This window comes from Janthinobacterium sp. GW821-FHT03C10, assembly GCF_059420865.1.
This window is the reverse complement of the sequence record NZ_JBWKUN010000001.1, coordinates 655,490-678,930: the sequence shown is the minus strand read 5'-3', so window position 1 is coordinate 678,930 and position 23,441 is coordinate 655,490. Positions and strand designations below refer to the sequence as shown.

At 65.0% G+C, this 23,441-nt stretch carries 21 protein-coding genes; 5 read left to right on the top strand and 16 right to left on the bottom strand.

All coding sequences use genetic code 11. The features are described from left to right. Window positions 1-10: 10 nt before the first annotated feature. The 7 genes from AC07VH_RS02740 to AC07VH_RS02710 all read right to left on the bottom strand — a co-directional run bounded on the left by AC07VH_RS02740 (window position 11) and on the right by AC07VH_RS02710 (window position 5,338). Complete coding sequence (locus AC07VH_RS02740) at window positions 11-1,774, bottom strand: ABC transporter ATP-binding protein (protein WP_494786694.1); 1,764 nt, start codon at window positions 1,772-1,774, stop codon at window positions 11-13. Beyond that, on the bottom strand, window positions 1,771-2,328 hold the full coding sequence (locus tag AC07VH_RS02735) for a hypothetical protein (protein ID WP_494786693.1): 558 nt from the start codon (window positions 2,326-2,328) through the stop codon (window positions 1,771-1,773). The genes AC07VH_RS02740 and AC07VH_RS02735 overlap by 4 nt, the downstream gene beginning before the upstream one ends. Next, a complete protein-coding gene (locus tag AC07VH_RS02730; protein ID WP_494803967.1) occupies window positions 2,328-2,837 on the bottom strand; it encodes a MauE/DoxX family redox-associated membrane protein in 510 nt (169 codons plus the stop codon). The genes AC07VH_RS02735 and AC07VH_RS02730 overlap by 1 nt, the downstream gene beginning before the upstream one ends. Beyond that, a complete protein-coding gene (locus AC07VH_RS02725; protein ID WP_494786691.1) occupies window positions 2,831-3,709 on the bottom strand; it encodes an SDH family Clp fold serine proteinase in 879 nt (292 codons plus the stop codon). The genes AC07VH_RS02730 and AC07VH_RS02725 overlap by 7 nt, the downstream gene beginning before the upstream one ends. Beyond that, window positions 3,691-4,704, bottom strand: coding sequence for an ATP-grasp domain-containing protein (locus AC07VH_RS02720; RefSeq protein ID WP_494786690.1), 1,014 nt, complete (start codon window positions 4,702-4,704; stop codon window positions 3,691-3,693). The genes AC07VH_RS02725 and AC07VH_RS02720 overlap by 19 nt, the downstream gene beginning before the upstream one ends. 66 nt (window positions 4,705-4,770) lie before the next feature. Next, on the bottom strand, window positions 4,771-4,965 hold the full coding sequence (locus AC07VH_RS02715) for a hypothetical protein (protein ID WP_494786689.1): 195 nt from the start codon (window positions 4,963-4,965) through the stop codon (window positions 4,771-4,773). Between the two features lie 184 nt (window positions 4,966-5,149). Further along, window positions 5,150-5,338, bottom strand: coding sequence for a hypothetical protein (locus tag AC07VH_RS02710; RefSeq protein WP_475413800.1), 189 nt, complete (start codon window positions 5,336-5,338; stop codon window positions 5,150-5,152). 301 nt (window positions 5,339-5,639) lie between these two features. On the opposite strand from AC07VH_RS02710, the gene AC07VH_RS02705 reads away from it, so the two are divergent. The 3 genes from AC07VH_RS02705 to AC07VH_RS02695 all read left to right on the top strand — a co-directional run bounded on the left by AC07VH_RS02705 (window position 5,640) and on the right by AC07VH_RS02695 (window position 7,921). Then, window positions 5,640-6,020 carry a hypothetical protein gene (locus AC07VH_RS02705; RefSeq protein WP_489627275.1) on the top strand — a complete coding sequence of 127 codons (381 nt, stop codon included), beginning with the start codon at window positions 5,640-5,642 and terminating at the stop codon, window positions 6,018-6,020. Window positions 6,021-6,027: 7 nt separating this feature from the next. Further along, window positions 6,028-6,357 (top strand): immunity protein Imm33 domain-containing protein, encoded by a 330-nt coding sequence (locus tag AC07VH_RS02700; RefSeq protein ID WP_494786688.1) that lies wholly within the window; start codon window positions 6,028-6,030, stop codon window positions 6,355-6,357. Between the two features lie 85 nt (window positions 6,358-6,442). Beyond that, window positions 6,443-7,921 carry a serine hydrolase domain-containing protein gene (locus AC07VH_RS02695; RefSeq protein WP_494786687.1) on the top strand — a complete coding sequence of 493 codons (1,479 nt, stop codon included), beginning with the start codon at window positions 6,443-6,445 and terminating at the stop codon, window positions 7,919-7,921. Here AC07VH_RS02695 and AC07VH_RS02690 read toward each other — a convergent pair. Further along, window positions 7,918-8,499, bottom strand: a complete 582-nt coding sequence (locus AC07VH_RS02690) for a type 1 glutamine amidotransferase family protein (RefSeq protein ID WP_494786686.1) — start codon at window positions 8,497-8,499, stop codon at window positions 7,918-7,920. The two genes, AC07VH_RS02695 and AC07VH_RS02690, sit on opposite strands and share 4 nt — an antisense overlap. Before the next feature lie 206 nt (window positions 8,500-8,705). Between AC07VH_RS02690 and AC07VH_RS02685 the strand changes: the two genes are divergently transcribed. Continuing rightward, complete coding sequence (locus AC07VH_RS02685) at window positions 8,706-10,343, top strand: phosphoethanolamine transferase (RefSeq protein WP_494786685.1); 1,638 nt, start codon at window positions 8,706-8,708, stop codon at window positions 10,341-10,343. Between the two features lie 69 nt (window positions 10,344-10,412). Here the strand turns inward: AC07VH_RS02685 and AC07VH_RS02680 are convergent, their stop codons facing one another. The 3 genes from AC07VH_RS02680 to lodA form a co-directional block, all read right to left on the bottom strand. Further along, on the bottom strand, window positions 10,413-11,186 hold the full coding sequence (locus AC07VH_RS02680) for a ferredoxin--NADP reductase (RefSeq protein WP_035818959.1): 774 nt from the start codon (window positions 11,184-11,186) through the stop codon (window positions 10,413-10,415). Window positions 11,187-11,431: 245 nt separating this feature from the next. Beyond that, window positions 11,432-12,535: a tryptophan 7-halogenase gene (locus tag AC07VH_RS02675; RefSeq protein ID WP_494786684.1), complete on the bottom strand. Its 1,104-nt coding sequence runs from the start codon at window positions 12,533-12,535 to the stop codon at window positions 11,432-11,434. Window positions 12,536-12,543: 8 nt separating this feature from the next. Continuing rightward, window positions 12,544-14,754 carry a CTQ-dependent lysine 6-oxidase LodA gene (gene lodA, locus AC07VH_RS02670; RefSeq protein WP_494786683.1) on the bottom strand — a complete coding sequence of 737 codons (2,211 nt, stop codon included), beginning with the start codon at window positions 14,752-14,754 and terminating at the stop codon, window positions 12,544-12,546. A gap of 288 nt (window positions 14,755-15,042) precedes the next feature. Here lodA and AC07VH_RS02665 point away from each other — a divergent pair, with 288 nt between their 5' ends. Further along, window positions 15,043-16,548 (top strand): anion permease, encoded by a 1,506-nt coding sequence (locus tag AC07VH_RS02665; RefSeq protein ID WP_475413841.1) that lies wholly within the window; start codon window positions 15,043-15,045, stop codon window positions 16,546-16,548. Between the two features lie 6 nt (window positions 16,549-16,554). Here the strand turns inward: AC07VH_RS02665 and AC07VH_RS02660 are convergent, their stop codons facing one another. The 5 genes from AC07VH_RS02660 to AC07VH_RS02640 form a co-directional block, all read right to left on the bottom strand. Beyond that, a complete protein-coding gene (locus AC07VH_RS02660; protein ID WP_494786682.1) occupies window positions 16,555-16,947 on the bottom strand; it encodes a hypothetical protein in 393 nt (130 codons plus the stop codon). Then, window positions 16,935-17,201: a hypothetical protein gene (locus tag AC07VH_RS02655; protein ID WP_494786681.1), complete on the bottom strand. Its 267-nt coding sequence runs from the start codon at window positions 17,199-17,201 to the stop codon at window positions 16,935-16,937. The genes AC07VH_RS02660 and AC07VH_RS02655 overlap by 13 nt, the downstream gene beginning before the upstream one ends. Before the next feature lie 63 nt (window positions 17,202-17,264). Continuing rightward, window positions 17,265-17,639: a hypothetical protein gene (locus AC07VH_RS02650; protein WP_489627284.1), complete on the bottom strand. Its 375-nt coding sequence runs from the start codon at window positions 17,637-17,639 to the stop codon at window positions 17,265-17,267. Between the two features lie 19 nt (window positions 17,640-17,658). Beyond that, entirely contained in the window at window positions 17,659-20,199 is a 2,541-nt protein-coding gene (locus AC07VH_RS02645) for an EAL domain-containing protein (RefSeq protein WP_494786680.1), read from the bottom strand. Continuing rightward, complete coding sequence (locus AC07VH_RS02640) at window positions 20,196-23,426, bottom strand: ATP-binding protein (protein WP_494786679.1); 3,231 nt, start codon at window positions 23,424-23,426, stop codon at window positions 20,196-20,198. Before AC07VH_RS02640 ends, AC07VH_RS02645 begins: the two co-directional genes overlap by 4 nt. Window positions 23,427-23,441: the final 15 nt, after the last annotated feature.

The window sequence follows — 23,441 nt, the reverse complement described above, 5'->3', positions numbered from 1 at the left end:
CGTGCCCACTCTACAGGGTTGCCGTACTGTCATGCAACTGCTGGAATTGCGACAGTTGCTGCTGCATCAGCCGCGCATACTGTCCGCCCGCGCGCAGCAGCTCGGCATGCGTGCCTTGCTGGCAAATCCGGCCCTTGTCCATGACGATGATGCGGTCGGCCTTGACGATGGTGGAAAAGCGGTGGGCGATGATGATGGTGGTGCGCCCTTGCATCAAGGTATCGAGCGCGCGCTGCACCAGCTGTTCGCTGGCCGCGTCGAGCGCGCTGGTGGCTTCGTCCAGAATCAGGATTTTCGGCGTGCGCAGGATGGCGCGGGCAATCGCGATACGCTGCTTCTGTCCGCCGGACAATTGCACGCCCCGTTCGCCCACCACGGTGTCGTAGCCATCCGGAAACGCCTCGATGAAGTCGTGCGCGTGCGCCAGGCGCGCCGCCGCCAGCATTTCGTCGCGCGTCACCTGGCGGTCCGGCACGGCAAAGGCGATATTGTCCGCGATGCTGCCGGAAAACAGGGCCGGTTCCTGCTCCACCACGGCCATCTGGCGCCGCAGCTGCGTCACGCCCAGCACGCGCGCATCGATGCCGTCGAACAGCAGGCTGCCGGCCCCGGGCTGGTAGTGGCCCAGCACCAGGCTGGCGATGGTGGACTTGCCCGCGCCTGAGGCGCCCACCAGCGCGATCTTTTCCCCGGCCCGGATGGACAGGCTGACGCCGTCGAGGGCCGTCGCCTGCATCCGCTCGGGGTAGGAAAAGCGCACATCGCGCAGCGCGATATGGCCGGCCAGCGGCGGCTGCGGCGCCGCGTCGGGCACGGGACGGTGGCTGCGCAGGATCTCGAAGATGCGGTCGGTCGAGCCCATGGTGCGCATCCAGGTGTTCCAGAATTCGCTGATGGAGCCGGCCGTGTCCGTCACCATGCTGGCATAGATGACGAAGGCCGTCAGCTGGCCCACCGTCAGCTGGCCCTGGCCGATCAGGTGGGCGCCGAAGCACAGGGTGGTCAGCAGGGCCACGAAGGCCAGCAGCCCCTGCGCGCCCTGGAACACGGCCAGCAGCCGCGTGCCGGCCAGCGACACGTCGAGCAGTTGCCGCATGGCTTGCGCATAGCGGGCCATGGCGCCGCCTTGCTGGTTGAAGGCCTGCACCAGGCGCGCATGGGCGAAATATTCCTGCGCCACCTTGCCGCTGGCGGCCAGGCTGGCGGAAATGGCCCGCGAACGCAGCCGGTAATTGCTGCCTGATAACTTGCCGAAATACAGGCTGATGGGAATGAACAGGGCCAGCGGCAGGCTCAGCATGGGTGACAGCTGCAGCAGCATGGCGATGCCGCCCAGAAACACGCACAGCGAGCGCAGGGCATTGGCCGCGCCGATGGTCAGGCTTTCGTGCAGGGCCGACACGTCGGACGTGAGCCGACTGTTCAGCTCGCCGCCATGGTGCTTGTCGAAGAAGGCGATGGGCTGGTTGATCACCACGTCGAACAGGCGCCGGCGCACGCCCATGACGACCATGTGGCCGCTTGACTGCAGCAGGTAGAAGCGGGCGGCCGAGGCCAGCGCATACAGCACGCTGAAGGCCAGCATGGCGGCCGCCATGCCCGGCGTGATGCCGCGCCGGGTCAGTTCCGCCACGTGGTCGATGAAATACGCGATGGCTTGCGGAAAGGCCAGCTGCGCGCCCACGGTGAGGGCCATGCACAGCAGGCCGGCGGCGATGCGCCAGCGCACGGGGTACAGCAGGCGCAGGCGTTCCAGGTGGGGAGCGGCATTCATGCCGCCTGCTCCTCGGGACGTGCTTCCTGTTCCAGCTGCTGCGCCAGGGCCAGCCAGTCTTCGTCGCCGATCAGGCCGCTCGCCTCAAGCATGCCCTCATGGTTGACAAAAAGATAGGATGGAGAGCTCATCAGCGGATTCAGGCGCCGGTAGTCGCGCAGGCTGACGCGTGCCGCCGCCGCCCGCAAGGGGCCGTCGGGCAGGAAGGCGCGCAGGCGGCGCGGCGCTTCCTCGCTGAGCAGCCACACGGCCAGGCCTGCATCCCGCGCCAGCGGCAGCAGCCGTTCGATGCCGGCCAGCTTTTCCGCGCATTTCGGGCAGCGGCTGGCGAGGAACAGCAGCACGGCCGCCTGGCCGGGGGCACCCGGCTGGAAACGCGCGCCGCCGGCCAGCGGGCGGGCTTGCACGGCAGGCAGTGGCTGGCCCGGCGCCAGCGCCATGGGCGCCAGCCTTTCGCGGCGGCTGGCGCGCAGCACGGCCAGGCTCAGCCAGAGATTGCCGGCGATGGCGAACGCCAGCGCCGCCAGCACCAGTTGCAATGTGGTGGCATCCATCAGTCCGCCTTTGCCAGGGTGGCGATGTTGTGCAGGGAAATGATGGCCACGCAGGCGATGGCGGCCAGGCCGGCTGCCAATACAGTGGTGGCCACGGGCAAGGCCGTTTCCTGCGCCAGCGCACAGTAGGCGCCGTTGATCCCGACCGCCAGCGCATTGCGCAGCAGGTCGTAGTGCGACACGGGCCGCGCCGCTTCGCCGAAGCAGCTGCAGCGCACCACGCTGTGCGTGAAGTAGCGCCAGGCCAGCACGGCGGTGAGGGTACTGAGCAGCAATAGCGACAGCAGCATCGGCAGATGCGTGCCGCCGGCCAATATCCAGCCCGCCAGCAGCAGTTCGGCCGTGACCAGGGCTGGCGCGGCCCAGGCAGCGGCGGCGGGCGGCAGGCCGAACGAGGTGGCCAGGTTGCCGCGGAAGGCAGCATAGCTGCGCAGCTTGCCCACCCCGGCCGCCAACAGCAGCAAGGCGATGCAGCAGCGCGCAGTATCAGATAGCAATGCCGTCAGCATGGCGGCTGCGCTTGCGTAGTCCACAGGGGCGCGAAGCCGCCCGGACGCTGGCGCCGCAGCTGCACGCCGTCGCGCGAGGCCAGCAGCGCATCGTTCCACGCCTCGTCGGGCGCGCTGCGCAGGGCGCCGCCTATGCTCGATTGCAACTGGACCGAGATGGCCCAGCCCAGCCGTTCAGCCTGGGCATCGCGCGCCATGTTCAGCCCCAGCTGGGCCAGCTCTTCGCGCGTCAGGGCATAGTTGTGCGAGTGGTATCCGGTCACCAGTTGCGCGACGATGGCGCGCCGCGCCTCTGGCGTGGCATCGGGCAATTGCCACGCCAGCAATTCCTCGCCGATCTGCGCCAGTTCCAGCGTGGTGCGGTAAAAGGCCGTCAGGGACGGGGGAAAGATGCTGCCGCACAGCAGGGACAAGGATTGCTGGCGCGCTTCGCCGGCATCGACGCCGAACCACTGCTGCGCCATGTCGCCGAAGACCTTGATGTCCAGGCTGGACATTGAGCCGCCGTCCACGCCGTCGAGCTGCGGGTCGATGGGCGAGAACAGGGCCAGGTCGCCGGCGATGATTTCGTCGGCGCCCAGGGCCAGCAGGGTGGCGGCCGACTGGCAGTGGAAGGGCACGATAAAGCTCAGGTGGCGCGCATGCTGGCGCAGCAGCAGGGCGATGCGGCGCGCCGCGTTGACGATGCCGCCCCGTCCGTGCAGCACCACGTCGAGGCGCGCCACGGGGCCGATGCCCTGGCACAGCTGGTACAGGGCGGGCAGCAGTTCCATGTCCAAGTGCGAGGCGGCCAGGACGATGGCGCGGCTGTCGCGCGCCTGCTCCAGTGCGCGCAGCTGCGCCGGCAGCAGGGTCAGGTCTGGCTGTGGCATACGGCTCCTTCGATCAGGGTATCGGCAACGCTTTCCAGCAGGGGCAGGGCGGGCAGCAGTTGTTGCACATATAAAAATTGCCCGACAGGATTGTTTTCCAGGAAAACATACTCGCCCTCGGGCGTGACGATCAGGTCCAGCGCGCCGTACTCGAGACCATAGCTGTGCACGAAAGCGAGGCAGCGCTGGTGTATCTCGTCCGGCAAGGTGGTCGCCTCATAGCGGATGGGCGCCGACATGTCGCGCGAATCGATGGCCGTGCGCGCATCGTCCTGGGAATACAGGCGGGCGGCAAACAGTTTCTGGCCTATCACGGTGATGCGCAGTTCGTATTGCTTGGCGATATATTCCTGGAACTGGCAGCTCAGTTCGCCGACGGCGTCCAGGCTGTCGAGCATGGCGTCGTCGACGACGGTGGTGCCGATACCCGCGTTGACCCTGTCTGCATCCTCGACGGCTTCGGCCGCCAGGCTCGGCGTGGACATGCTCTTGAAAATGATGGGCCCGCCAACGGCGGCGCGGAAAGCGCGCACGTCGTCGGGCACGTTGCTGATCACGGTGGCGGGCACGCGAAAGCCCATGCGCGCGGCCCGTTCCAGCTGTTCGCCCTTCCATTGCGCGCCGCGCAGGGCCAGCGGATGGCTGAGCCAGTAGCAATCGAGCGTGTACAGCACGCTGAAGATGGCTTGCTCCGTTTCCAGCCGCGCGTAGGCGCGCTCCTGCTGTGTCAGGTCGCCGCTGGCGTAGGCATAGTCGGCCGGCTTGCGCAGCCAGACGGCGCCTACCTGGCGCAGGTCCAGCCAGTCGCCGTCGGGCAGGCGGCGCAGGCGCGCGCTGGCCTGGCCGCCCAGCAGGCGCTGGCACAGCTGGTAATCGCGGGGGAAGGCATCGAGGTCGATACGGAAGGGGGCATGGCCGCGGGCGGCCAGGATCCGGGAAACCAGGTCGGCATGCAAATCGCCGCTATGGCTGATAATTAATACCTTTTTATGCATTCAGGGGCCTGCGGCGAAGGAAAATAAAAGGCCTTGCCGTGGCAAGGCCTTCAGTTGGCTACGGTATCAGCAATACACGCCCGTATCGTTGGGCGCAAAGCGCGAACTGTCGCGCAGATTGTAATCTTCCGGATCGCCGTAATACGTGCAGCCGGCCACGGCTACGCCATCGCGCACCTGCCATGGTTGCTTGACTTCCTTGCCTGCCTCCTTTTCCGCCAGTTTGAAAGCAAACAGCTTGGTTTCTTTTTTATCGTGCATGAGATCCTCTATTAATGGTGGTGTTTCGATTTTTGCCTATAGCTACTTTTAAAAAATGGAATCTCCAATTGAAAGGCGTTGATATATTCATCGCGCGCGGAAAAGCCGCGCCGCACGGCGCCAGTTTGAATACGGGAGAATATAGGCAAGCCCCGCGCCCGGCGGGGTTATGGCGTGCCGGGAATCAGCAATACTGGCCGCTGTCGTTCGGCTTGAGGCGCGAAGAGTCGCGATATTGATCATTGGTGCCGACCGCGGTGCAGCCGGCAACGGCGACGCCGTCGCGCACTTTCCAGACGGTGGCGGGCGCCGCTTGTTTTTCTACCTGTTTCTCAGCCAGCTTGAACGCGAACAATTTGGTTTGGTTTTGCATTGTACTATCCTCTTGTGATGGTTAAGTACTGCTTGCGCTGTATGCCATGGTATATGGCCATTCGATATTAGCGCCGGAATAAATAGGCGTCAACTCGAATTGAATCGTATTCGCGATTATATTTCCAGGATACTCACCAAATATCACGCGGTTCATTTATATTATTGCGGTGCGGTAGATAATAAAATGGCGCTTTAAATAAGGGGTGGGCCGTTTGATTATGAATGCGAAACGGATCGACCACGGCCGCGGCGAGGCACTATAATGGCGCCTGTTGAATGGATAAGGCAGGAGTCACTCTATGGAAATGGCGGTTACCGACAGCCTGCGGCAGCTGGCATACGCGCAGGCCGCGGCCTTCGTGCAAACGCTCGATCGGCGCGATCCTGTTGCGCTGCAACGCGACTGGGGCCTGTCGCCGGCCGTGGCCGCGGAGATCGTCGACATGCTCGACAGTTATTTTGCGCGGGCAGCGGCCCTGTCCCTGGCGCCGCTCGCGCAAGCGTTTGTGCCGGGCAAGGGCGGCCGTCCCGGCGTCGACGTGTATGCCACCGACGCCGGCCCGCTGGGCCTGGAATGCCTGCTGCTGGCCGACGGCAAGCCGGGCGAAGCGATCTTGCACCTGGAAATGTCCGGCCACGATGGCGCGCTGCGCCTGCATTACCGATACATCGGATCCTGAGAGCACCATGACTGAACTGATCAGCGAAACACAGCAGCGCATCTGCGACAAATTCGGCTTGCCGGCGCAGGCGCCCGAACCCATGGTGGCCCTGGCCATCGGCAGCCTGGCGCAGTCGCCCATCTACGGCACGCGCATCGTGCTGCCGGAAAACGGCACCATCAGCTGGTTCATCCACTGCGGCGAACACGATGACGCCAGCGGCTTTTACCAGGCCCTGCATGCGGAGCACCTGCACGAGATGCTGCCGCAGGTGGTCGATTACCTGGCCTTGCCCAGCGGCGCCAAGTTCATCCTCGACCTCGAAGGCTACGAGGACGTGTGGCTGGAAGAGTAACTTTCTTACAGGCAAGATTGTCGTTGACGTTAATAAATAGGTATGGGATGCTGCGGTTCCGTTTTCTCTCGTCGAAAGCCGCATCTTGAAGCCACGTCTCCCGTCCGTCCTGCTCGTCATGGCGCTTGCCGCCGTGGCAGCTCCCGTCACCTCGCTCGCCACTGCCGCCCCCGCCAGCCCATCCCAGGCATCGCGCGCGGAACAGGACATCGCCGCCTTTGTGCGCAGCGAAATGCGGGAGCGCCAGATTCCTGGGCTGCAACTAGCCGTGATCCAGCACGGCAAGGTCGTGCTGAAGCGCAATTTCGGCCTGGCCAGCCTGCAATACCAGGTGCCGGTGACGGACGCCAGCCTGTTTTCCATCAACTCGGCCACCAAGGCGTTTGCGGGCGTGGCCGTGATGCAGCTGGTGCAAGAGGGCAAGGTCGACCTGGCCGCGCCCATCGGCCAGTACCTGACGGGGCTGCCTGTAGCCTGGCAAGCCGTGACGGTGACGCAATTGCTCAACCATACCTCCGGCTTGCCCGACGTGCTGGACCAGCGCAGCGGCAAGCTGGTGGGGGCGCAGCCGGACGATGCCGACGCGGCGTGGACGGCCGTGCAGGCGCTGCCCGTGGAAGCGCCGCCTGGCCAGCGCTACCGCTACAACCAGACCAATTACGTGTTGCTGGCGCAATTGATCGAGCAGCAGGGCGGCCAGCCCTTTACCAGCTTCATCCAGCGCCGGCAGTTCGGCGTGGCGGGCATGCCGCACAGCGGTTTTGGCGATGCGAAGGACGTGGTCGTGGGCAAGGCCAGTTCCTACGTGCTGGACCGGGGCGTCAACAGCTACCGCAACGTGATCGAGGACTTTCCCGTCTTCATGCGCGCCGGCGCCGGCATCAACAGCAATGCGGGCGAACTGGCCAACTGGCTCATCGCGCTGCAATCGGGGCGCTTGCTGGCGCCCGCCAGTGTGGAACGGCTGTGGCAGCCGACCAGCTTGAACGACGGCAAGCCGGCGCCGTGGGCGCTGGGCTGGCCCAGCATCGGTCGCGCTGCGCACCGCGCCGTGGCCGGCATCGGCGGCGGCCGCTCGGCCTTCTATGTGTATCCGGACGATGGCCTGGCCGTCATTATCCTCAGCAACCTGGCTGGCGGCCAGCCGGAGCAGCTGATCGACACCGTCGCCGGCTTTTACCTTCCCGCCCTGCGCCAGCAGCGGGGCGGCGCGTATGCCGCGCATTTATTGCGCAACAAGGCGGCCAGTACCGGCTTTGACGGGCTGGAACAGAAACTGGCCGCCATCCGGCGCCAGCATGGATTGCCTGAACCCGCCGAAGACGACTTGAATGCCTGGGGCTACCGCCTGCTGGGCCGGCAGCAGCCGAAACAGGCGGTCGCCGTCTTCCAGCTGGGCGTGCAACTGTATCCGCAAGGGGCGAATGGCCACGACAGCCTGGCCGAAGCGTACGAGGCCGATGGCGTGCCGGCGCTGGCCGTCACGCATTACCGCCGTTCGCTGGAGCTGGATCCGGGCAACACGCACGCCGTGGCGCGCCTGCGCGTGCTGGCCACCGATTAGCGCGCCGCAGCGGCCTGGCCGTGCTCGGACCCGTGCATGGCCAGGTAAGCCGTCAGGTTGTCGTCGGCGATGCCCAGGCTGCGCAGCACTTCCCGCGTAAAACTGACGGGCGCCGTGCCCGGTGCCGTGACGACGCGCTGGTCGGCCACGGCCCACGGCACGTCCTGGTACAGGGCGGCGCCCGCATAGCCGGTGTCCATCAGGTTGGCGGCGCCGTTGGACGTATGGCGCACGGTGTCGAGCACGCCCGCCTGCGCCAGCACGCGCGTGCCGTCGCAAATGCCGGCCAGCACCACGCCCTTGTCGCGCGCGGCGCGCAGCAACGGACCCAGGTCGGGCGCCTTGCCGCTTTGCCAGTGGCTGCCGCCGCACACCATCAGCAAGTCGAGTTCCTCGAGCGAAATGGCTTCCAGCGCCAGTTGCGGCGTGACCAGCATGCCGCCGGACGAGGTGACGGGCAAGCCGCCCGGCGTGGCGAACTGCGTGTAGAAGCCGTAGTACAGACGCGCCGTGGAGTTGATCAGGGCGGTTTCCCAATCGGCAAAATTCTCGGTCAGTATGGTGATGGCACGTGTCATGAAAAAGTCCTGTCGCAGGTGGAGATATCAATATGAATACAGGCTGGCTGGCCTGCTCGTGACGAAAGCATAATGAAAAGCACTGACAATTTCTGTCAGGAGCGCGCCTGCATCATAAGCGCGCAGGAAATAATGATACAAGTTGCAATAGACTGCGCTACAATCGCTCGCCCGCCCCCCTTGAATGCCTGTTACCCATCGCTTCCATGCTGATTCTGTTTTGCCGTGTCCTGCTCAGCATTGCTGGCCTGCTGCTGTTTTTCCTCTTCGATCAGTTAAGCGCGAACGAATGCCTGAAATTGAGCGTCTTGCTGGTGGCCTTTCTGCTGGGCGGGGGCGGCGTGCTGCAGGCGTGGCGCGGCAATGCCGGCGCCAGCGCGGTCACCGTGCTGCTGCGCGTCGTCGTGCCCGTGTTTTACCTCGATGCCGCCATCAAGGGGTTTTTGCGTGGCTATTTTGGCATGCGGCCCAATCCCAATGCCGTTTTACAGGCCATGTTTGCGACAGATCAAGCGGAAACGGGAGAATTTTTTCTGCACAACAGCGTCGCCCTGGCGCAAGCGGCCGGCTGGTTTGTGCTCGTGACGGCGGCCGTGCTGCTGGCCGACCGCCAGCTGCTGCGCTGGCAGGGCGCGCGCGCCAGCAGCGCGCCGGGCCTGCCGCACAAAGCCTTTGCCGCCGGCATGGCCGTGTTTCTCGTGCTGCTGCACGTCAACACCACCATGCGGCGCGAAAATCCGGCCCTGTTCTGGCCCTTGCGCTACCAGCAGTACAGCGCGCAGCTGGACGCGATGAAAGCGATGCAGCACGCGCTGACGGCGGCCATGGCCGCGCCGCGCGACTGGAACGTGCGCTATGCGGGCGAGGACGCCCGCACCGTCATCCTCGTGATCGGCGAAAGCACCAACCGCGCCTCGATGTCGCTGTACGGTTATCCGCGCGCCACCACGCCCCGGCTCGACGCCATGCGGGCTAAGCTGCTGGTCTTCAACGACGTCATTTCGCCGGCCGCCAGCACGGTGGAATCGATGATGACGATGCTGACGCCGGCCGATATCGGCAACCCCGATGCGTGGATGGCCAAGCCGAATCTGCTGATGCTGGCCGAGGCGGCCGGCTACAAGACGTTCTGGGTCTCGAACCAGACGCGCAACGATGGCTGGATCGGGCTGCTGGCGGGCGAGGCCGATGAAAGCGACTTCATCAACTACGGCACCGGCCGCGGCGAAAACAATTTTGATGGCAACCTGTTCCAGCCATTCGCCCACGCGCTGCGCGACGCGGCGCCGAAAAAGCTCATCGTCGTGCACTTGCTGGGCGCGCATCCCAGCTATGACATGCGCTATCCCCGCCGCTTTGCCCATTTCGACCGGGCGCAGGACGCCGTCAGCGCGCAGATGGCCAGCCAGGGCAGGTCCAGCTGGATACGCAACCAGCGCGACGAGTACGACAACGCCATCCGCTACGGCGATTACGTGCTGGGCACCCTGATCGGCATGGCGGAGCAAGCCAAGACCGGCCGCGCCGCCTCGCTGCTGTTCGTCTCCGACCATGGGCAGGAAGTGGGCTACAGCCGCAATCACGCGGGCCATTCCGCATCGGACAAGAGCGGCTATGAAATTCCCATGTTGATCTGGGATAACCAGCAGGCGCCGCAGTCGACGGCCGCGCGCGCCGCGCTGGAAAGCCGGCCGTATCAGACGGACAAGCTCGATGCGACCGTGCTGGGCCTGCTGAAGATCGAAACGCGCTATTACGCCGCGCACGACGATATCCTCAGCGGCGCCTTTCAGCCCGTGCAGCGCTTCATGAATGGCTTGCAGTACCAGCGCGGCCGCCAATGAAGAAGGCCCGGCGCCGCCGCGGGAAGCGGCGGGGCCGGGCCCCTGAATTTGCTGCGGATGTGCTCTGGATTACTTCTCGGCGAATGCGCGCTCGACAACGAAGTCGCCAGGCGTCGAGGTATTGCCTTCCTTGAAGCCACGCGCTTCCAGCATTTCTTTCAGGTCGCGCAGCATGTCCGAACTGCCGCAGATCATGACGCGGTCTTCGGCAGGGTTCAGCGCCGGCACGCCCAGGTCTTCGGCCAGCTTGCCGTTCTCGATCAGTTCCGTGATGCGGCCCATGTTGCGGAAGTCTTCGCGCGTCACGGTCGGGTAGTAGCGCAGCTTGTCGCTGACCATTTCGCCCAGGAACTCATGCTTCGGCAGGTGTTCTTCCAGCAAGTCGTGGTAAGCCAGCTCGTCGACCTGGCGCACGCCGTGCACGAGGATCAATTCGTCGAAACGCTCGTAGATGTCCGGATCGCGCACGATGCTGAGGAAAGGGGCCAGGCCCGTGCCCGTCGACAGCATGTACAGGCGCTTGCCCGGCAGCAGGTAGTCGGAGACCAGGGTGCCGGTCGGCTTACGGCCGACGATGACGGTGTCGCCCACTTGCAAGTGCTGCAAACGCGACGTCAGGGGGCCGCCCGGCACCTTGATGCTGAAGAATTCCAGGTGGTCTTCGTAATTGGCGCTGGCGATACTGTAGGCGCGCAGCAATGGCTTGCCATCGACGCGCAGGCCGATCATGGTGAAGTGGCCATTCGAGAAACGCAGCGACGGGTCGCGCGTGGTGGTAAAGGAGAACAGGGTATCCGTCCAGTGGTGCACGCTTAAAACGCGCTCTTCATTCATCGAACTCATAGTATTTGTTGGCTGGTCAAAAAAATGGTTAGTTGCTGGCAACTGCTGGCAAAAGTGAAACCCTGTGTAGGCCCAGACGCTATTGTACTGGCCTCCACACGAAATTGTTACCGTCTATCGCCGCCATTGCTGCCGCACGCGATGCCGACATTATAGTGCGGTTGGCAAGATCGGGCTGAAATTCGCCGGGAAACGGGCTGTGGGCATGCGCTCTCTTGATTTGGCTCACTTTTCCGCCAGCGGCATCAGGACGCGGCCCGGCGCTGCCAGAATGGCGCCTCCTGCCAGCGCTGCTCGGCCCCGTAGAAGCCGCGCCGCATCCGCAGATAGGTTTCGAACGAGGCGAAGACGCTGCGCCGGTAGCCGGCCGCCATGTCGCGCTCGCCCGCCAGGTAGGCTTCCGCCACCCGCGCCGCATGGATGCCCGAGGCCATGGCCTGGCCGATGCCCAGCGAAGAGATCGGATCGAAGCAGGCGGCCGCGTCGCCCGCCGCCGTCCAGTTCTCGTCCGCCGGCAGCGAGGCCACCCGGCTGTGGATGGCGTAGTGGCGCAGGGCGCGCGGCGCGGGCAGGCGCGGCACGATATCGCGCACGTGCTGCGTGCGCATGCCGGCGTCGCGCCAGGGCGCCTCCTCCTTCAGCCGCAGGCGCTTGAGGATGTCGGCATCCGTGATGAAGGCCAGCGCCACGCGGTCGCCGGGCAGGGGCGCCGCGTAATACCAGCCGTTTTCCGTCGTTTCCACCAGGGTGCGGTGCGGCAGGAATTGCGGTTCTTGCAACTGATAATAGGCGTACAGCGCCACCAGCGAATCTTCCGTGTGGAGGGGGCGCTTGCGCTGGCGCACGATGGCCGCCTGCTTGCCGCTGCAGTCGATCAGGTAGCGGGCCGTCAGGTCCGCTTCCTGGCCGCCGGCCGCCACGCGCAAGCGCCATGGGTCGCCGTGTTCCAGTTGCACCAGTTGCGCGGGGCGCAACAGCTCGACGCCCGCCTGGCGCGCCTGCTCCAGCAGGATGGCGTCGTACTGCCGGCGATCCAGGTGCAAGCCGTGGCCATGGCTGCTGAAGACGGCGTCGCGCGACATCAGTTCCGCGCTGCCCCACGCGGCCGCGTGGGAAAACGCGGGCAGCTGGGCGCCATCCAGCAAGTCGCGGCCCACGCCCAGAAAGTCCAGCATCGAAAAGATCGACGACGAGACCGTTTCGCCCGCCCGGTAATCGTCGAACAGCTGTTTTTCCAGCAAGGCGATGCGCAAGCCCGTGTAGCGGGCCAGGGTCAGGGCGGCGGCCGTGCCGGCGGCACCGCCGCCGACAATGACGACGTCGTAATCGCGCGATGACTGCAAACTCATCAACATGCTCAATGGGAAAACCGGCGCCGGTTGGCCGGCAAGATTTTCTTCGGCGTGTCATGCAGGGCCACTGGCGCGCCGCCACTGGCAAACAGCTGCGAGGCCTTCTCGGGCGCCGTCTGCGGATCCTCGTCCTTGAGGAACCACGCGGGCAGGTAGTTGGCGTCGTCGCCCGTGACGAAACTGCTGGCATTGCCGACACCCACGCTGGCCGCCACGAATTTCGCGTGATTGCGCTCTTTTTCCACAAAGTACGGGTATTGGCGGCGCGATTCGGCATCCTCGTTCTGGTTCACGATGAACCCCAGGTAGTGCCAGGAACTGATCATCTGCGAAAAACTGTTCATGCCGCGGCTGTACATCACCTGCATGCCGGCCGGCACGCCGGCGAGCGCCTGTTCTTCCTTGGTGGTGGCGCCATTGATGACGTTCCAAGGGCTTTGCGGCGGCCACCAGTAGGCGTAGTAGGTGGGCGGCACGGGAATGAGCGAATCGGGATTCTTGACGATGTCCGGATTGTCGAAGTTGATCATCTGCACGGAGCAGTCATAGAAATCGGCCTGCCACGGGATGGCCATGCGCTTGGTCAGGTCGCCCGGTTCGCAGCCGGTGCCGACGTTCGGATCGTTCCAGTCCAGCGGTTCGCACTCGTCGCGGCCCGGCGACAGGCCGTTTTTCGCATAGTCGGCGTCCACGCGGTGCAGGATGGCGTACGGTTTTTCATAGATGATGGGGTTGCGCACGCTCCACGTCACTTCGATGCCGGGGCACATGGGTTCGCCGACGCAGTTGCCGATGGTCGCGTGGTCGAGCGGGTCGATGCCCGGCAAGGCCAGACCCGGCGCGTCGGGGGCGAATTTGCCGGCGGCCCATTGCTGCAAGGCAAAATATTGCGTATCCGTCAGCACGGAAAACTTGCTGATGACGTTGTTGCGCACGGAATTGCTGCCTGAGTTCAAGGGCACGAGGGGGATGCCCGCGCCGGGATTGTCCGTGGTGGCGGCGCTGAACAATTGTCCGCCCTGGCCGCCCGTAAAACCCGGCACCTGTTCCTTGGTGCCGGGCCGGATGGCCGACGGCTTCCTGAAATAGCTGAGGAATTTTTCCCGCTGGGGCCGGTTCGCTTCCGACGCATCGGCCACGTCGAAGGCGGGGCGGATGAAGGCCGTCATCGACGGCACCGTCGCCACCCACTGGTAATCGCCTATCCTGGCGAGGAAAGGCTGGATATCCTGCGCGTAATTGACGACATAGTCGGGATTCCAGCCATCGCTGCCGCTCCAGCGGGCCGCGTCGTAGGCCTCGGGCAGCGCGTTCTTGTATTTGATGGCCATGTCGGCCACGACGTCATCCCAGGTGGAAATATTCACCAGTTCGGGCGCGAACTTCGGCGAGCCGATGACCACCCAGGCTTTCAGTTCCACGGAGGGGCTGCCATCCTTGAAATGGATGGTCGCGCTGACGGGACCGTCGGCCACGTCGTCATTCCACGTATCGCCGCCGCCAAAGCCCGTGATGCTTTCGGAGCCGCCGGCGCGGCCATAGGCGCCGATCACCAGCAGGTTGCCGCGCGAATCCGTGCGCATTTCGCCCAGGGTGCGCACCGGATAGCCTTGCGTGATGGCCTGCGGATCGGGGAAGGACACGTGCGCATAGGAACCGGCGCCATCCTTGTCGAAATGGGCTTTGCCCAGCGGCGTGTCGAGCGTGCGCGGTCCCGGGTCGACGATCAGTTTTTGCCGTGCCGCCGGGTCCGTGACGTCGCCGTTGCGCAGATTGGTCCAGGACGTGGGCGTCAGCTTCCAGGCGGGCGGCGTATCTTCCCAGGTTTCATAGCTGTTGTACGGGCCAAACATCAAGTCGCCCAGCAGGGGAATGAAGTTCCACCAGGCCGCCTTCTTGTTGGCCACGTGCACAGTCCACTCGATCTTGGCAATGCTCGGGTCTTGCAGGTCGACCAGGACTTTTTCACCGGGACGTCCCGCCACGGACTTGTAAATGCGGAAACTGGCCGCCTGGCGCCGCACGCGGCCGGCCGCATCCTTGAACTGGGCAACGTGGACCGGCTTGCCATTCTCCAGCACGGGATCGTTGTTGCCGTCCGCTTCGACCGGCAGCCCGCCGATGGTTTCCGGCGCCAGGTAAAACGAATCATGGCTGTTGCCCACGCGGGCAATGCCGATGGATGGGTGGATCGAATACTGTTCCGTGCTATTCATCAAGTTTTCCCCTGAAAGGTTGGCAATCCTGGTGGCATATCTGGCGGCAGCTACGGGGAAAGATACAGAGAAAAATTGCCAAAAAAGTCACCCATTGTCACTGGCCGTCAATATATTCCGCTCCTGTGATAGCGCTCAAGTCAACGATTCGGGAATTTCCTGTCACGCGCACGCGCAATGGAGCAGGGCGGTTGCGTATGAGCTTGTATGATGTTGCTAAAAAGAATTATCACCAGCCGCGCGGGCGCCACTGCCCGCCCGGATGCCTGTCCAGTAAAGGAAATCATGATGTATAAAACTGTGCGCGACCTGTTCCTGCATTTCAAGGAAGCCGTCCCATTCCGCCTCGTCCCCGCCCTGATCTGCACCGCCTTGCTTGTCGGCATGCTATTGCTGCCGGCGCCCGAAGGCTTGACGCCCAAGGCCTGGGGCCTGGTGGCGATCTTCCTCACCACGATTCTGGCGATCATATTAAAAGTCATGCCGATCGGCGTGATGGCCATGATGGCCATCGTCATCGTTTCCTTGTCGCAAGTGACGTCGACCTCGTCCAAGGGCGCCATCACGGATGCGCTCAGCAGTTTCTCGAATCCATTGATCTGGCTGATCGTCGTGGCGATTCTGATATCGCGCGGCCTGAAAAAGACGGGGCTGGGCAGCCGCATCGGCCTGCTGTTCATTTCGCTGCTGGGCAAGCGCACCATGGGCATCGGCTATGGCCTGGCGATCTGCGAACTGGTGCTGGCGCCATTTACGCCCAGTAACACGGCACGCGGCGGCGGCATCGTCCACCCCGTCATGAAATCGATCGCCAATGCCTTCGATTCGGACCCGGCCAAGGGTACGGAAAAGAAGGTGGGCACGTATCTGGCCCTCGTCAACTACCATGCCAATCCGATCACGTCGGCCATGTTCCTGACGGCCACGGCGCCCAATCCGCTGGTGGTCGATTTCGTGGCCAAGGCCAGCGGCCAGGGTTTCCACCTGACGTGGACCACCTGGGCCCTGTGCATGCTGCTGCCGGGCCTGGTCTGCCTGCTGGTCATGCCTTTGATCATCTATTGGCTGTCGCCGCCGGAACTGAAGGCCACGCCCGACGCCGTCACCTACGCCAAGGCGGAATTGAAAAGCATGGGCCCGCTGTCGCCGCCGGAAAAAGTCATGCTGGGCACCTTCGCCCTGTTGCTGCTGCTGTGGGCGAATGTGCCCGCGATGCTGTTCGGCCCCGCCTTTTCGCTCGATGCGACAGTGGTCGCCTTTGTCGGCCTGTTCGTGCTGATCATCACCGGCACCATCGACTGGGACGACGTGCTGTCGGAAAAGAGCGCCTGGGATACCCTGGTGTGGTTTGGCGCCCTGGTGATGATGGCCGAGCAGCTGAACAAGACGGGCGTGATCGCCTGGTTTTCGGCCGGCATGAAGGCGGCGATTGTCGCCAGCGGCATGGACTGGCTGCCGATTGCCGGCGTCCTGGTGCTGGTGTTTGTCTTTTCGCATTACTTCTTTGCCAGCACGACGGCGCACATCAGCGCCATGCTGCTGGCCTTCCTGACGGTGGGCCTGCACCTGATCCCGGCCGAGTACCACGTGCCGTTCATGCTGATGATGACGGCCGGCTCGGCCATCATGATGACCCTGACCCACTATGCGACGGGCACCTCGCCCATCATCTTCGGCAGCGGCTTCGTGACGATGGGCAACTGGTGGCGGGTCGGCTTCATCATGTGCGTGGCGGAGCTGCTGATCTTTGCCGTCGTCGGCACGACGTGGTGGAAGGTGCTTGGTTACTGGTAGAGCAAGTTACAGCTGGCGCACCAGCTGCCGCATGGCCGCCAGGCAGTGCGCCAGCTCGCCGCCCACGGCGCGCTTCCACAAGACGGCCGCCTGCGACCAGGCTTTTTTTTCCAGCAAGTCCCGGAGTTCTTCCTGCTGCGCTGCCGGCAAGCCGCCGAACTGGCGCAGTTCCAGCGTGCGGGGCTGGCCGTGGCGGCCCGCCGGATCGAGTTCTTCCAGCGCGTCGTGCAGGCTGCCGTAACGGTGCAGGGCGCCGCCGTCATCGACAGCCGCCAGCGCCAGGTCGGGCGTTTCTTCCAGGTCGTAGCCCAGGTCGCGGCAGGGTTCGTCGATCAGCTGGGCGATATTGTAGATAGTCAACACCTGCGCGGATCGCACGACGTCCGTCAGGTCGTGCACGTCGACACCCGCGTCCAGCAGGCGCTGCAGGGCAGGGCGTTGATGAAGGGAAAGCCCGACTCGCCCAGCGCGCGCCAGCGTTCCAGCCACTGGGGCCGCGGCAAGCTGTCATCGACGACATCGGCCCACAGGCCGCGCAGCAGCAGCTGCTGCAGCAAGGGACCATATTTCTTCTGTTTAATATCCTGCGCCAGGGCAGCGGCCTGTGCCGCATCGAAGCCCGCTTCCTGCAATCGCCCAGTGATCGTTGTCATTCTCCGCCGCCTGTCTTTCGCTGTTTGTGTGTGCAGGCGGCATCATATATGCAAGCACCGCCGTTACGGCAACTGGCCGCGCACGACTTGCAGCAGATAGTTGCGCGCCGCAGCCCGTTCCATGCCTTTTTCCTGCAGCAGCGGTAGCAGGCGCTCAAACAGCTGGCGCCGCTGCTGGCACGGTTCGGAGGTGCCGCGCCGGTCGGAAAAGAAATCCATCAGGGTCGAGCCGCACAGGCAATTGCGGTAGACCTCGACGATGGCGACATTGTTGTCATCGAAACTTTGTTTCAGCCCGGAGACATTCTGCTGCATAGCCCGTGTCTGCCCGATGAACTCGTCCGCCGTGGCGAAGACGCGGCCGCAGCAGGCGCAATGCTTGGGAAAGGCCGCTTCGGCCAGGGCGCGCAAGCCTTCGAAGAACAGCTGCTCCTGCATGATGGCTCCTGGTGGCGCGCTAGGCGGCTCGGTTGCCGATCTCGATGCCATGGGGACCCCGTGGCGGCCGCTGCACGCCCGATTCGAAGCGCTGGAAGGCTTCCAGTAAATGGTCTTTCAGCAGGGTTTCATCCCAGGGTTTGGTGATGAACTTGTACACCGAACCTTCGTTGATGGCCGCCGTGACCGAATGCAGCTCAGGATAGCCGGACAGCATCACGCGCACGATCTCCGGATAGATGCCCTTGATGCGGCGTAATAGTTCGTTGCCGGACATGCCCGGCATGCGCGCATCCGTGAGGATCACGCCCACCGCGTGCGAGGCGACCAGTTCCAGCGCTTCCTGCGGATTGGTAGTGCTGAGTATCTGGTAGCCCTCCTTGCGCAGCGAGCGGCGCAGGGCGGACAGGATATGCTCCTCGTCGTCGACCAGCAGCAGCACGCGCTGGGGCGCGACGGCATGGCAGCTCTCGGGCGGCAAATGGGTGCCGGCATAGAGCATCAGATCCATCTCGGCGCCGGGCAGCGGGCGGCTGAAGTAATAGCCTTGCATGGCGTCGCAGCGGTTGGTATTGAGAAAGCCCAATTGACCCTCCGTTTCCACCCCTTCGGCCACGGTGGTCATGTGCAGGGACTTGGCCATGGCGATGATGGAGCGGGTCAGCGAGGCGCCATCCACGCTGTCGGTCACGTCGCGGATGAACGATTGGTCGATCTTGACCACGTCGATGGGAAACTGCTTCAGATACGACAGGCTGGAATAGCCGGTGCCGAAGTCGTCCAGCGACAGGGTGACGCCGATTTCCTTCAACTGTTCCAGCGCCCGCACCACCAGGTCGCGGTTTTGCATCAGCACGCTCTCCGTCAGCTCCAGTTCCAGGCAGTGGGCCGGCATGCCGCTTTCCGCCAGCACCGCGCGCACCAGTTCCGGCATGTCGGTCTGGCGGAACTGGCGTGCCGACACGTTGACGGCCATCGTCAGGTGCGTAAAGCCGTAGGCATGCCAGACGCCGAGTTGCGCGCACGCCGTGCGCAGCACCCATTCGCCGATGGGCACGATCATGCCCGTTTCCTCGGCCAGGGGAATGAAGCGGTCCGGCGGCACCAGGCCGATGCCGTCGCGGCGCCAGCGCAGCAGCGCTTCCATGCCGTAGATCTTGCCGCTGGTGAGGTCGACCTTGGGCTGGTAGTGCAATTCCAGCTCGCCCAGCGCCAGCGCCTGGTGCAGCGCGTGCTCGATTTCGGCGCGTTCCTCCACCAGCACGCCCATCTTGTGATTGTAGAACTGGTAGCCGTTGCGGCCCTTGTCCTTGGCGCTGTAGAGGGCCGCGTCGGCCGTCTTGAGCAGCATGTCGGCGCTGTCGCCGTCGGAGGGGAAGACGCTGGCGCCGATACTGGTGCTGACGTGCAAGGTATGCTCGCCCAGCACGACAGGATCGGCGAACACCTCGAGTACTTTTTTCACGATCTGTTCGGCCGTCTCGATGTCGGACAGATCCGTCAGCAGGACGACGAACTCGTCGCCGCCCTGGCGGGCCACGGTGTCGCCTTCGCGCACGGCCAGCTTCAGGCGGCGGGCCACTTCCTGCAGCAGCGCGTCCCCAACAGGGTGGCCATAGCTGTCATTGACGAACTTGAAACGGTCGAGGTCCAGCATCAGGGTCGCCAGGTGCAAACGGGTGCGGCGGGCGTGGGCGATGGCCTGGCCGATGCGGTCGTTCAGCAACTGGCGGTTGGGCAAGTCCGTCAGCGCATCGTGGTTGGCCAGATATTCGATACGCCTTTGCTGCAGCTTGCGTTCCGTGATGTCCTGCACGGTGCCGCGCATCAGCAGCACCCGATGGCCTTGGCGCACGGCCTCGGCCTGGTGAAAGACGATGCATTCGCCGCCATCGGGCTGCAGCACCTTGTGTTCCAGGCTGTAGCTGGTGCCGTTGGCATGCAGTTCCATGAAGGCATCGAGCAGCAGGGGCCGCTGGTCTTCGGGCAGGCATTGCAGCAGGCGGTCGAAGCTGGTGGCGCCGGAATCGGCTTCCAGGCCCAGGATGCGCAACAGTTCCGGCGACCAGTAGCCGTCGCAGCCGGTGCCCCGGTATTCCCAGTTGCCGAGGCGGGCCAGCGCCTGTGCGTGGCTGAGGCTTTCCTGGATACGGCTCAGCTCGGTGAGCGCGCTGCTGGCACGCAGCAGGTAGCGCAGCCGGTGCGCCAGCAGCCGCCACTGCATCGGCTTGGAAATGAAGTCGCTGGCGCCCGCTTCCAGCGCCTGCTTGATGGAGTCGTCGTCGTCATTGCCTGTCAGCACGACGATGGGCACGTGCGCGCCGCCGGGCAGCCGGCGCAGCTGTGCGCAGCATTCGAAGCCGCTCATGCCGGGCATGGCGACGTCGAGCAGGATCAGGTCCGGCACGCCGCGCTGGAAAGCGGCCAGCGCTTCCAGGCCGCTGGCCGCTTCCTCGATGCGGAAGCCTTCCGGCTCCAGCGCTTCCGTCACCAGGATGCGCGTCATGGTGTCGTCATCGACCACCAGGACCAGTGCTTGCGGGGCTTGTGCGGTATTCATAGGGCTTCCTTCTCAATGGCCAGGGCGGCGAGGACACGGTCGAGTTCTTGCTGGATGCCGCGGATATGGTGCAGCGCGCCGCCGACGTCATTGCCGCGCGCATATTGTTCGATTTCACGGCAGGTGGCCGACAGACCCAGCGCGCCCACGTTGGCGCAGCTGGACTTGAAAGTGTGCGCGGCCAGCTGCAGCGCCGCGGCGTCGCTGGCGCCGGCGGCCACTTCCAGCTGGCCCAGCAGGCGCGGGGCGTCGCTGTAGAACAGGTCGATGATGCGTCCCAGCACGTCGGGACGGCCGGGACGCCGCATGGCGCGCAGATTTTGCAGGGCGGCCGCGTCGAGGATGGGGCTTGCATCGCTCGCCGCCGCCGGCTCCGCCTGCGCCGGGTCGACTTCCTCCGCCGTCTCCGCTGCCGCCGATGGGCGCCAGCGGGCCAGCACGGCCAGCAGGGCGGCGCGCGTGTACGGCTTGGCGAGATAGTCGTCCATGCCCGCGGCCAGGCACAGTTCGCGGTCGCCCAGGATGGCATTGGCCGTCAGGGCAATGATGGGCGTGCGGCTGCGGCCTTGCTGGGTTTCCATGCGGCGCAAATGCCGGGTCGCTTCGAAGCCGTCCATTTCCGGCATCTGGCAATCCATCAGGATCACATCGAAGGGGTAGCGCTCCCACAGGGCCAGCGCGCGCCGCCCGTTGTCGGCCGGCGTGGCCTCGTAAGGGGTGTCCTCCAGCATGGCCAGGGCGATTTCCCGGTTGATCGCGTTGTCTTCCACCAGCAGCATGCGCAGCGGCGCCGGCGCTGTGGCGGCGCCGTCCGGCGCGGCGGGCAGGGCGGGCATCCTCGGCGGCGCCGGCGCATCCTCGGGCGCCACCTCGCCCACGACGACGGTGACGGCGAAGCGGGAACCCTGTCCCGCCACGGATTCGAGCACGATGTTGCCGCCCATCATTTCCGCCAGCTGCTTGATGATGGCCAGGCCCAGCCCCGTGCCGCCGTATTTGCGCGAGGTGGTGCTGTCGGCCTGGCGGAAGGGCTGGAAGACGGCCGCCGCCGCTTCCGGCGTCATGCCGATGCCCGTGTCGCGCACTTCCAGGCGCAGCTGGCCGGCGGCGGGGCAGCTGACGTCGACGGCAATGTCGCCCCGTTCCGTGAACTTGGTGGCGTTGTTGAGCAGGTTGGTGAGGATCTGGCGCAGGCGCACGGGGTCGCCGCGCACATGCTGCGGCACGTCTGGGGCGATGCGGCAGCTAAATGCGATGGCCTTGCGCTCGATGCCGCTGGCAAACAGCGCCACCACGTCGTCGATCACCTGGCGCAGATCGAAGGGGATGTGTTCGAGCACCAGCTTGCCCGCCTCGATCTTGGAAAAATCGAGGATGTCGTCGATGATGCTGAGCAGGCTTTCGCCCGAACGGTGCACCGTGTGCACGAAACGCTGCTGCTTGGGACTCAGTTCCGTGCGCTGCAGCAATTCCGTCATGCCCAGCACGCCATTCATCGGCGTGCGGATTTCATGGCTCATCTTGGCCAGGAACTCCGATTTGGCGCGGTTGGCGGCGTCGGCCTCGGCCTTGGCCTGCGTGAGCGCCAGGTCGCGCTGTTCCACGTGTTCAAGCATGCCGTTGAAACCCGTGATCAGCTGCCCCAGCTCATCGCTGCCGTGCTGCGCCACGCGCACCGACAGCGCCTTGCCGTCGCGGATATGCGCGATCGCGTAGGACAGGCGCGCCAGCGGCCTGGCGATCGATGCGCTGATCAGGCCCGTGATGGCCACGCAGGCCAGCAGCAGGACCAGCGCGATGCCGAGGATCAGCATGAAGGCATGCCGCACGCCGTCGCGCACCTTGGTCACCGCCTCCTGCTGCTGGCCCGTGATGCGCGCCACCTGCTGCGCGGAATAGGCGGCCTGTTCCCGCTCGAAGGCGCGCACGTGGTCGATGACTTCGCTCAGCGCCGTCTGGCTGTCGAGCACGCTACCCTTGGCCTGCACCAGCCGCCGTCCCGAGCGCTCCACGGCGTCCAGGTAGGTGTTGACGGTCCGCGTTTCGGCCAGCAAGCCCAGCTGGCCTATGCTTTGCAGCAAGGTCTGCATGGTCGCCATGTCGCGGTGCAGGGCGCGGATGCGCCGGGCGATATCGCGGCCCAGGCGCGCGACGTCGTCGGCGGCCGTGGCGAGCATGACTTCGCCCACGTCGATGCTGATGGCGTCGACGGCCAGGTTGATTTCGCCGCTGGCATCCTCGATGCGGGCCGAGGTGTGCATGTAGCGGCCCGCCTCGGCCAGCCGGTCGCGTCCGATGGCCAGCTGCAGTTCGATGGGGTCGAGCTCCTCGGCCAGGCGCAGGTGGGCAGCGGCCAGGGCGGCGCTGGTTTGCTCCTTGAGCGCAAGATAGGCCGCCTGCCGCGCCGCGCCGGCGCCGCCCTCGGCCAGCAGGCCGGCGCGCAGGGCCAGCAAGCCGGCGGCGGGATCGAGCATCTGGCGCGCCGTGGCCAGCAGTTTCCCCCGCAGCGCCAGCTGGGACGGGCTGATGTCGCGCTCGCTGGTGCCCGCCAGGTGCGCGACGGCCGCCGTCAGCCGCTCGCGCAGCGGCGCGATGCGGAAACGGTTCTTCACGGCTTCCGTCTCGGCCAGCGCAATCTGCATGTCGTGGATGCTCTTGCGCAAATCCGTCAGGTAGCGGGCATTCTGGTTCAGGCGCTGGCTTTGCAGCTGTACCTCGGCGGCCGTGGTCTGGGCCTGGCTGTCGACCAGGCGGATCTTGCCGCGCGCGCCCTTGGCGGCGGCCTTGATCTGCGCCAGCACTTGCCGCATCTCCGTCGCCTGCGCCTTGTAATAGGCCTCGTTTTCCAGGCGCTTGCGCACGGCGACGCGCATGCGCTGGAATTCCCGTTCGAAGGCCGCATGGTAGCGGGGCGCCTGCGACTCGCCATGGCGCCGCAAATCGTTGCTGAGGCGCTCGGCGGCCTGGATATTGGCGCCGATCTTGTGCGATACCTGCTCCAGCTGCGCCATGTCTTCCGCCTTGCCCAGCTCGAAAAAGTCCGATGCCATGTCTTGCACGGTATAGCGCAGGCGCAACACGTCCGTGTACAGCGGCACCGTCTCGTCGGTCAAGCCGTGGACATGGGTTTCGATGCCTTTCACCAGCAGCAGGCCGGCCGCCGCCATGGCCGCCACGCCCGCCAGCAGGACGCTGGTACTGATGATGAGCTTGGTGCGGATTTTCATGCCGGGTTCCAGGGC

What these genes read in the sequence shown, in the direction of transcription:
- AC07VH_RS02645 (WP_494786680.1), bottom strand. Translation starts at nt 20,199, where the DNA reads ATGAATACCGCACAAGCCCCGCAAGCACTGGTCCTGGTGGTCGATGAC.
- AC07VH_RS02740 (WP_494786694.1), bottom strand. Translation starts at nt 1,774, where the DNA reads ATGAATGCCGCTCCCCACCTGGAACGCCTGCGCCTGCTGTACCCCGTG.
- AC07VH_RS02640 (WP_494786679.1), bottom strand. Translation starts at nt 23,426, where the DNA reads ATGAAAATCCGCACCAAGCTCATCATCAGTACCAGCGTCCTGCTGGCG.
- AC07VH_RS02715 (WP_494786689.1), bottom strand. Translation starts at nt 4,965, where the DNA reads ATGCACGATAAAAAAGAAACCAAGCTGTTTGCTTTCAAACTGGCGGAA.
- AC07VH_RS02710 (WP_475413800.1), bottom strand. Translation starts at nt 5,338, where the DNA reads ATGCAAAACCAAACCAAATTGTTCGCGTTCAAGCTGGCTGAGAAACAG.
- AC07VH_RS02730 (WP_494803967.1), bottom strand. Translation starts at nt 2,837, where the DNA reads ATGCTGACGGCATTGCTATCTGATACTGCGCGCTGCTGCATCGCCTTG.
- AC07VH_RS02705 (WP_489627275.1), top strand. Translation starts at nt 5,640, where the DNA reads ATGGAAATGGCGGTTACCGACAGCCTGCGGCAGCTGGCATACGCGCAG.
- AC07VH_RS02720 (WP_494786690.1), bottom strand. Translation starts at nt 4,704, where the DNA reads ATGCATAAAAAGGTATTAATTATCAGCCATAGCGGCGATTTGCATGCC.
- AC07VH_RS02690 (WP_494786686.1), bottom strand. Translation starts at nt 8,499, where the DNA reads ATGACACGTGCCATCACCATACTGACCGAGAATTTTGCCGATTGGGAA.
- AC07VH_RS02685 (WP_494786685.1), top strand. Translation starts at nt 8,706, where the DNA reads ATGCTGATTCTGTTTTGCCGTGTCCTGCTCAGCATTGCTGGCCTGCTG.
- AC07VH_RS02700 (WP_494786688.1), top strand. Translation starts at nt 6,028, where the DNA reads ATGACTGAACTGATCAGCGAAACACAGCAGCGCATCTGCGACAAATTC.
- lodA (WP_494786683.1), bottom strand. Translation starts at nt 14,754, where the DNA reads ATGAATAGCACGGAACAGTATTCGATCCACCCATCCATCGGCATTGCC.
- AC07VH_RS02650 (WP_489627284.1), bottom strand. Translation starts at nt 17,639, where the DNA reads ATGCAGGAGCAGCTGTTCTTCGAAGGCTTGCGCGCCCTGGCCGAAGCG.
- AC07VH_RS02735 (WP_494786693.1), bottom strand. Translation starts at nt 2,328, where the DNA reads ATGGATGCCACCACATTGCAACTGGTGCTGGCGGCGCTGGCGTTCGCC.
- AC07VH_RS02655 (WP_494786681.1), bottom strand. Translation starts at nt 17,201, where the DNA reads ATGACAACGATCACTGGGCGATTGCAGGAAGCGGGCTTCGATGCGGCA.
- AC07VH_RS02675 (WP_494786684.1), bottom strand. Translation starts at nt 12,535, where the DNA reads ATGAGTTTGCAGTCATCGCGCGATTACGACGTCGTCATTGTCGGCGGC.
- AC07VH_RS02725 (WP_494786691.1), bottom strand. Translation starts at nt 3,709, where the DNA reads ATGCCACAGCCAGACCTGACCCTGCTGCCGGCGCAGCTGCGCGCACTG.
- AC07VH_RS02665 (WP_475413841.1), top strand. Translation starts at nt 15,043, where the DNA reads ATGTATAAAACTGTGCGCGACCTGTTCCTGCATTTCAAGGAAGCCGTC.
- AC07VH_RS02680 (WP_035818959.1), bottom strand. Translation starts at nt 11,186, where the DNA reads ATGAGTTCGATGAATGAAGAGCGCGTTTTAAGCGTGCACCACTGGACG.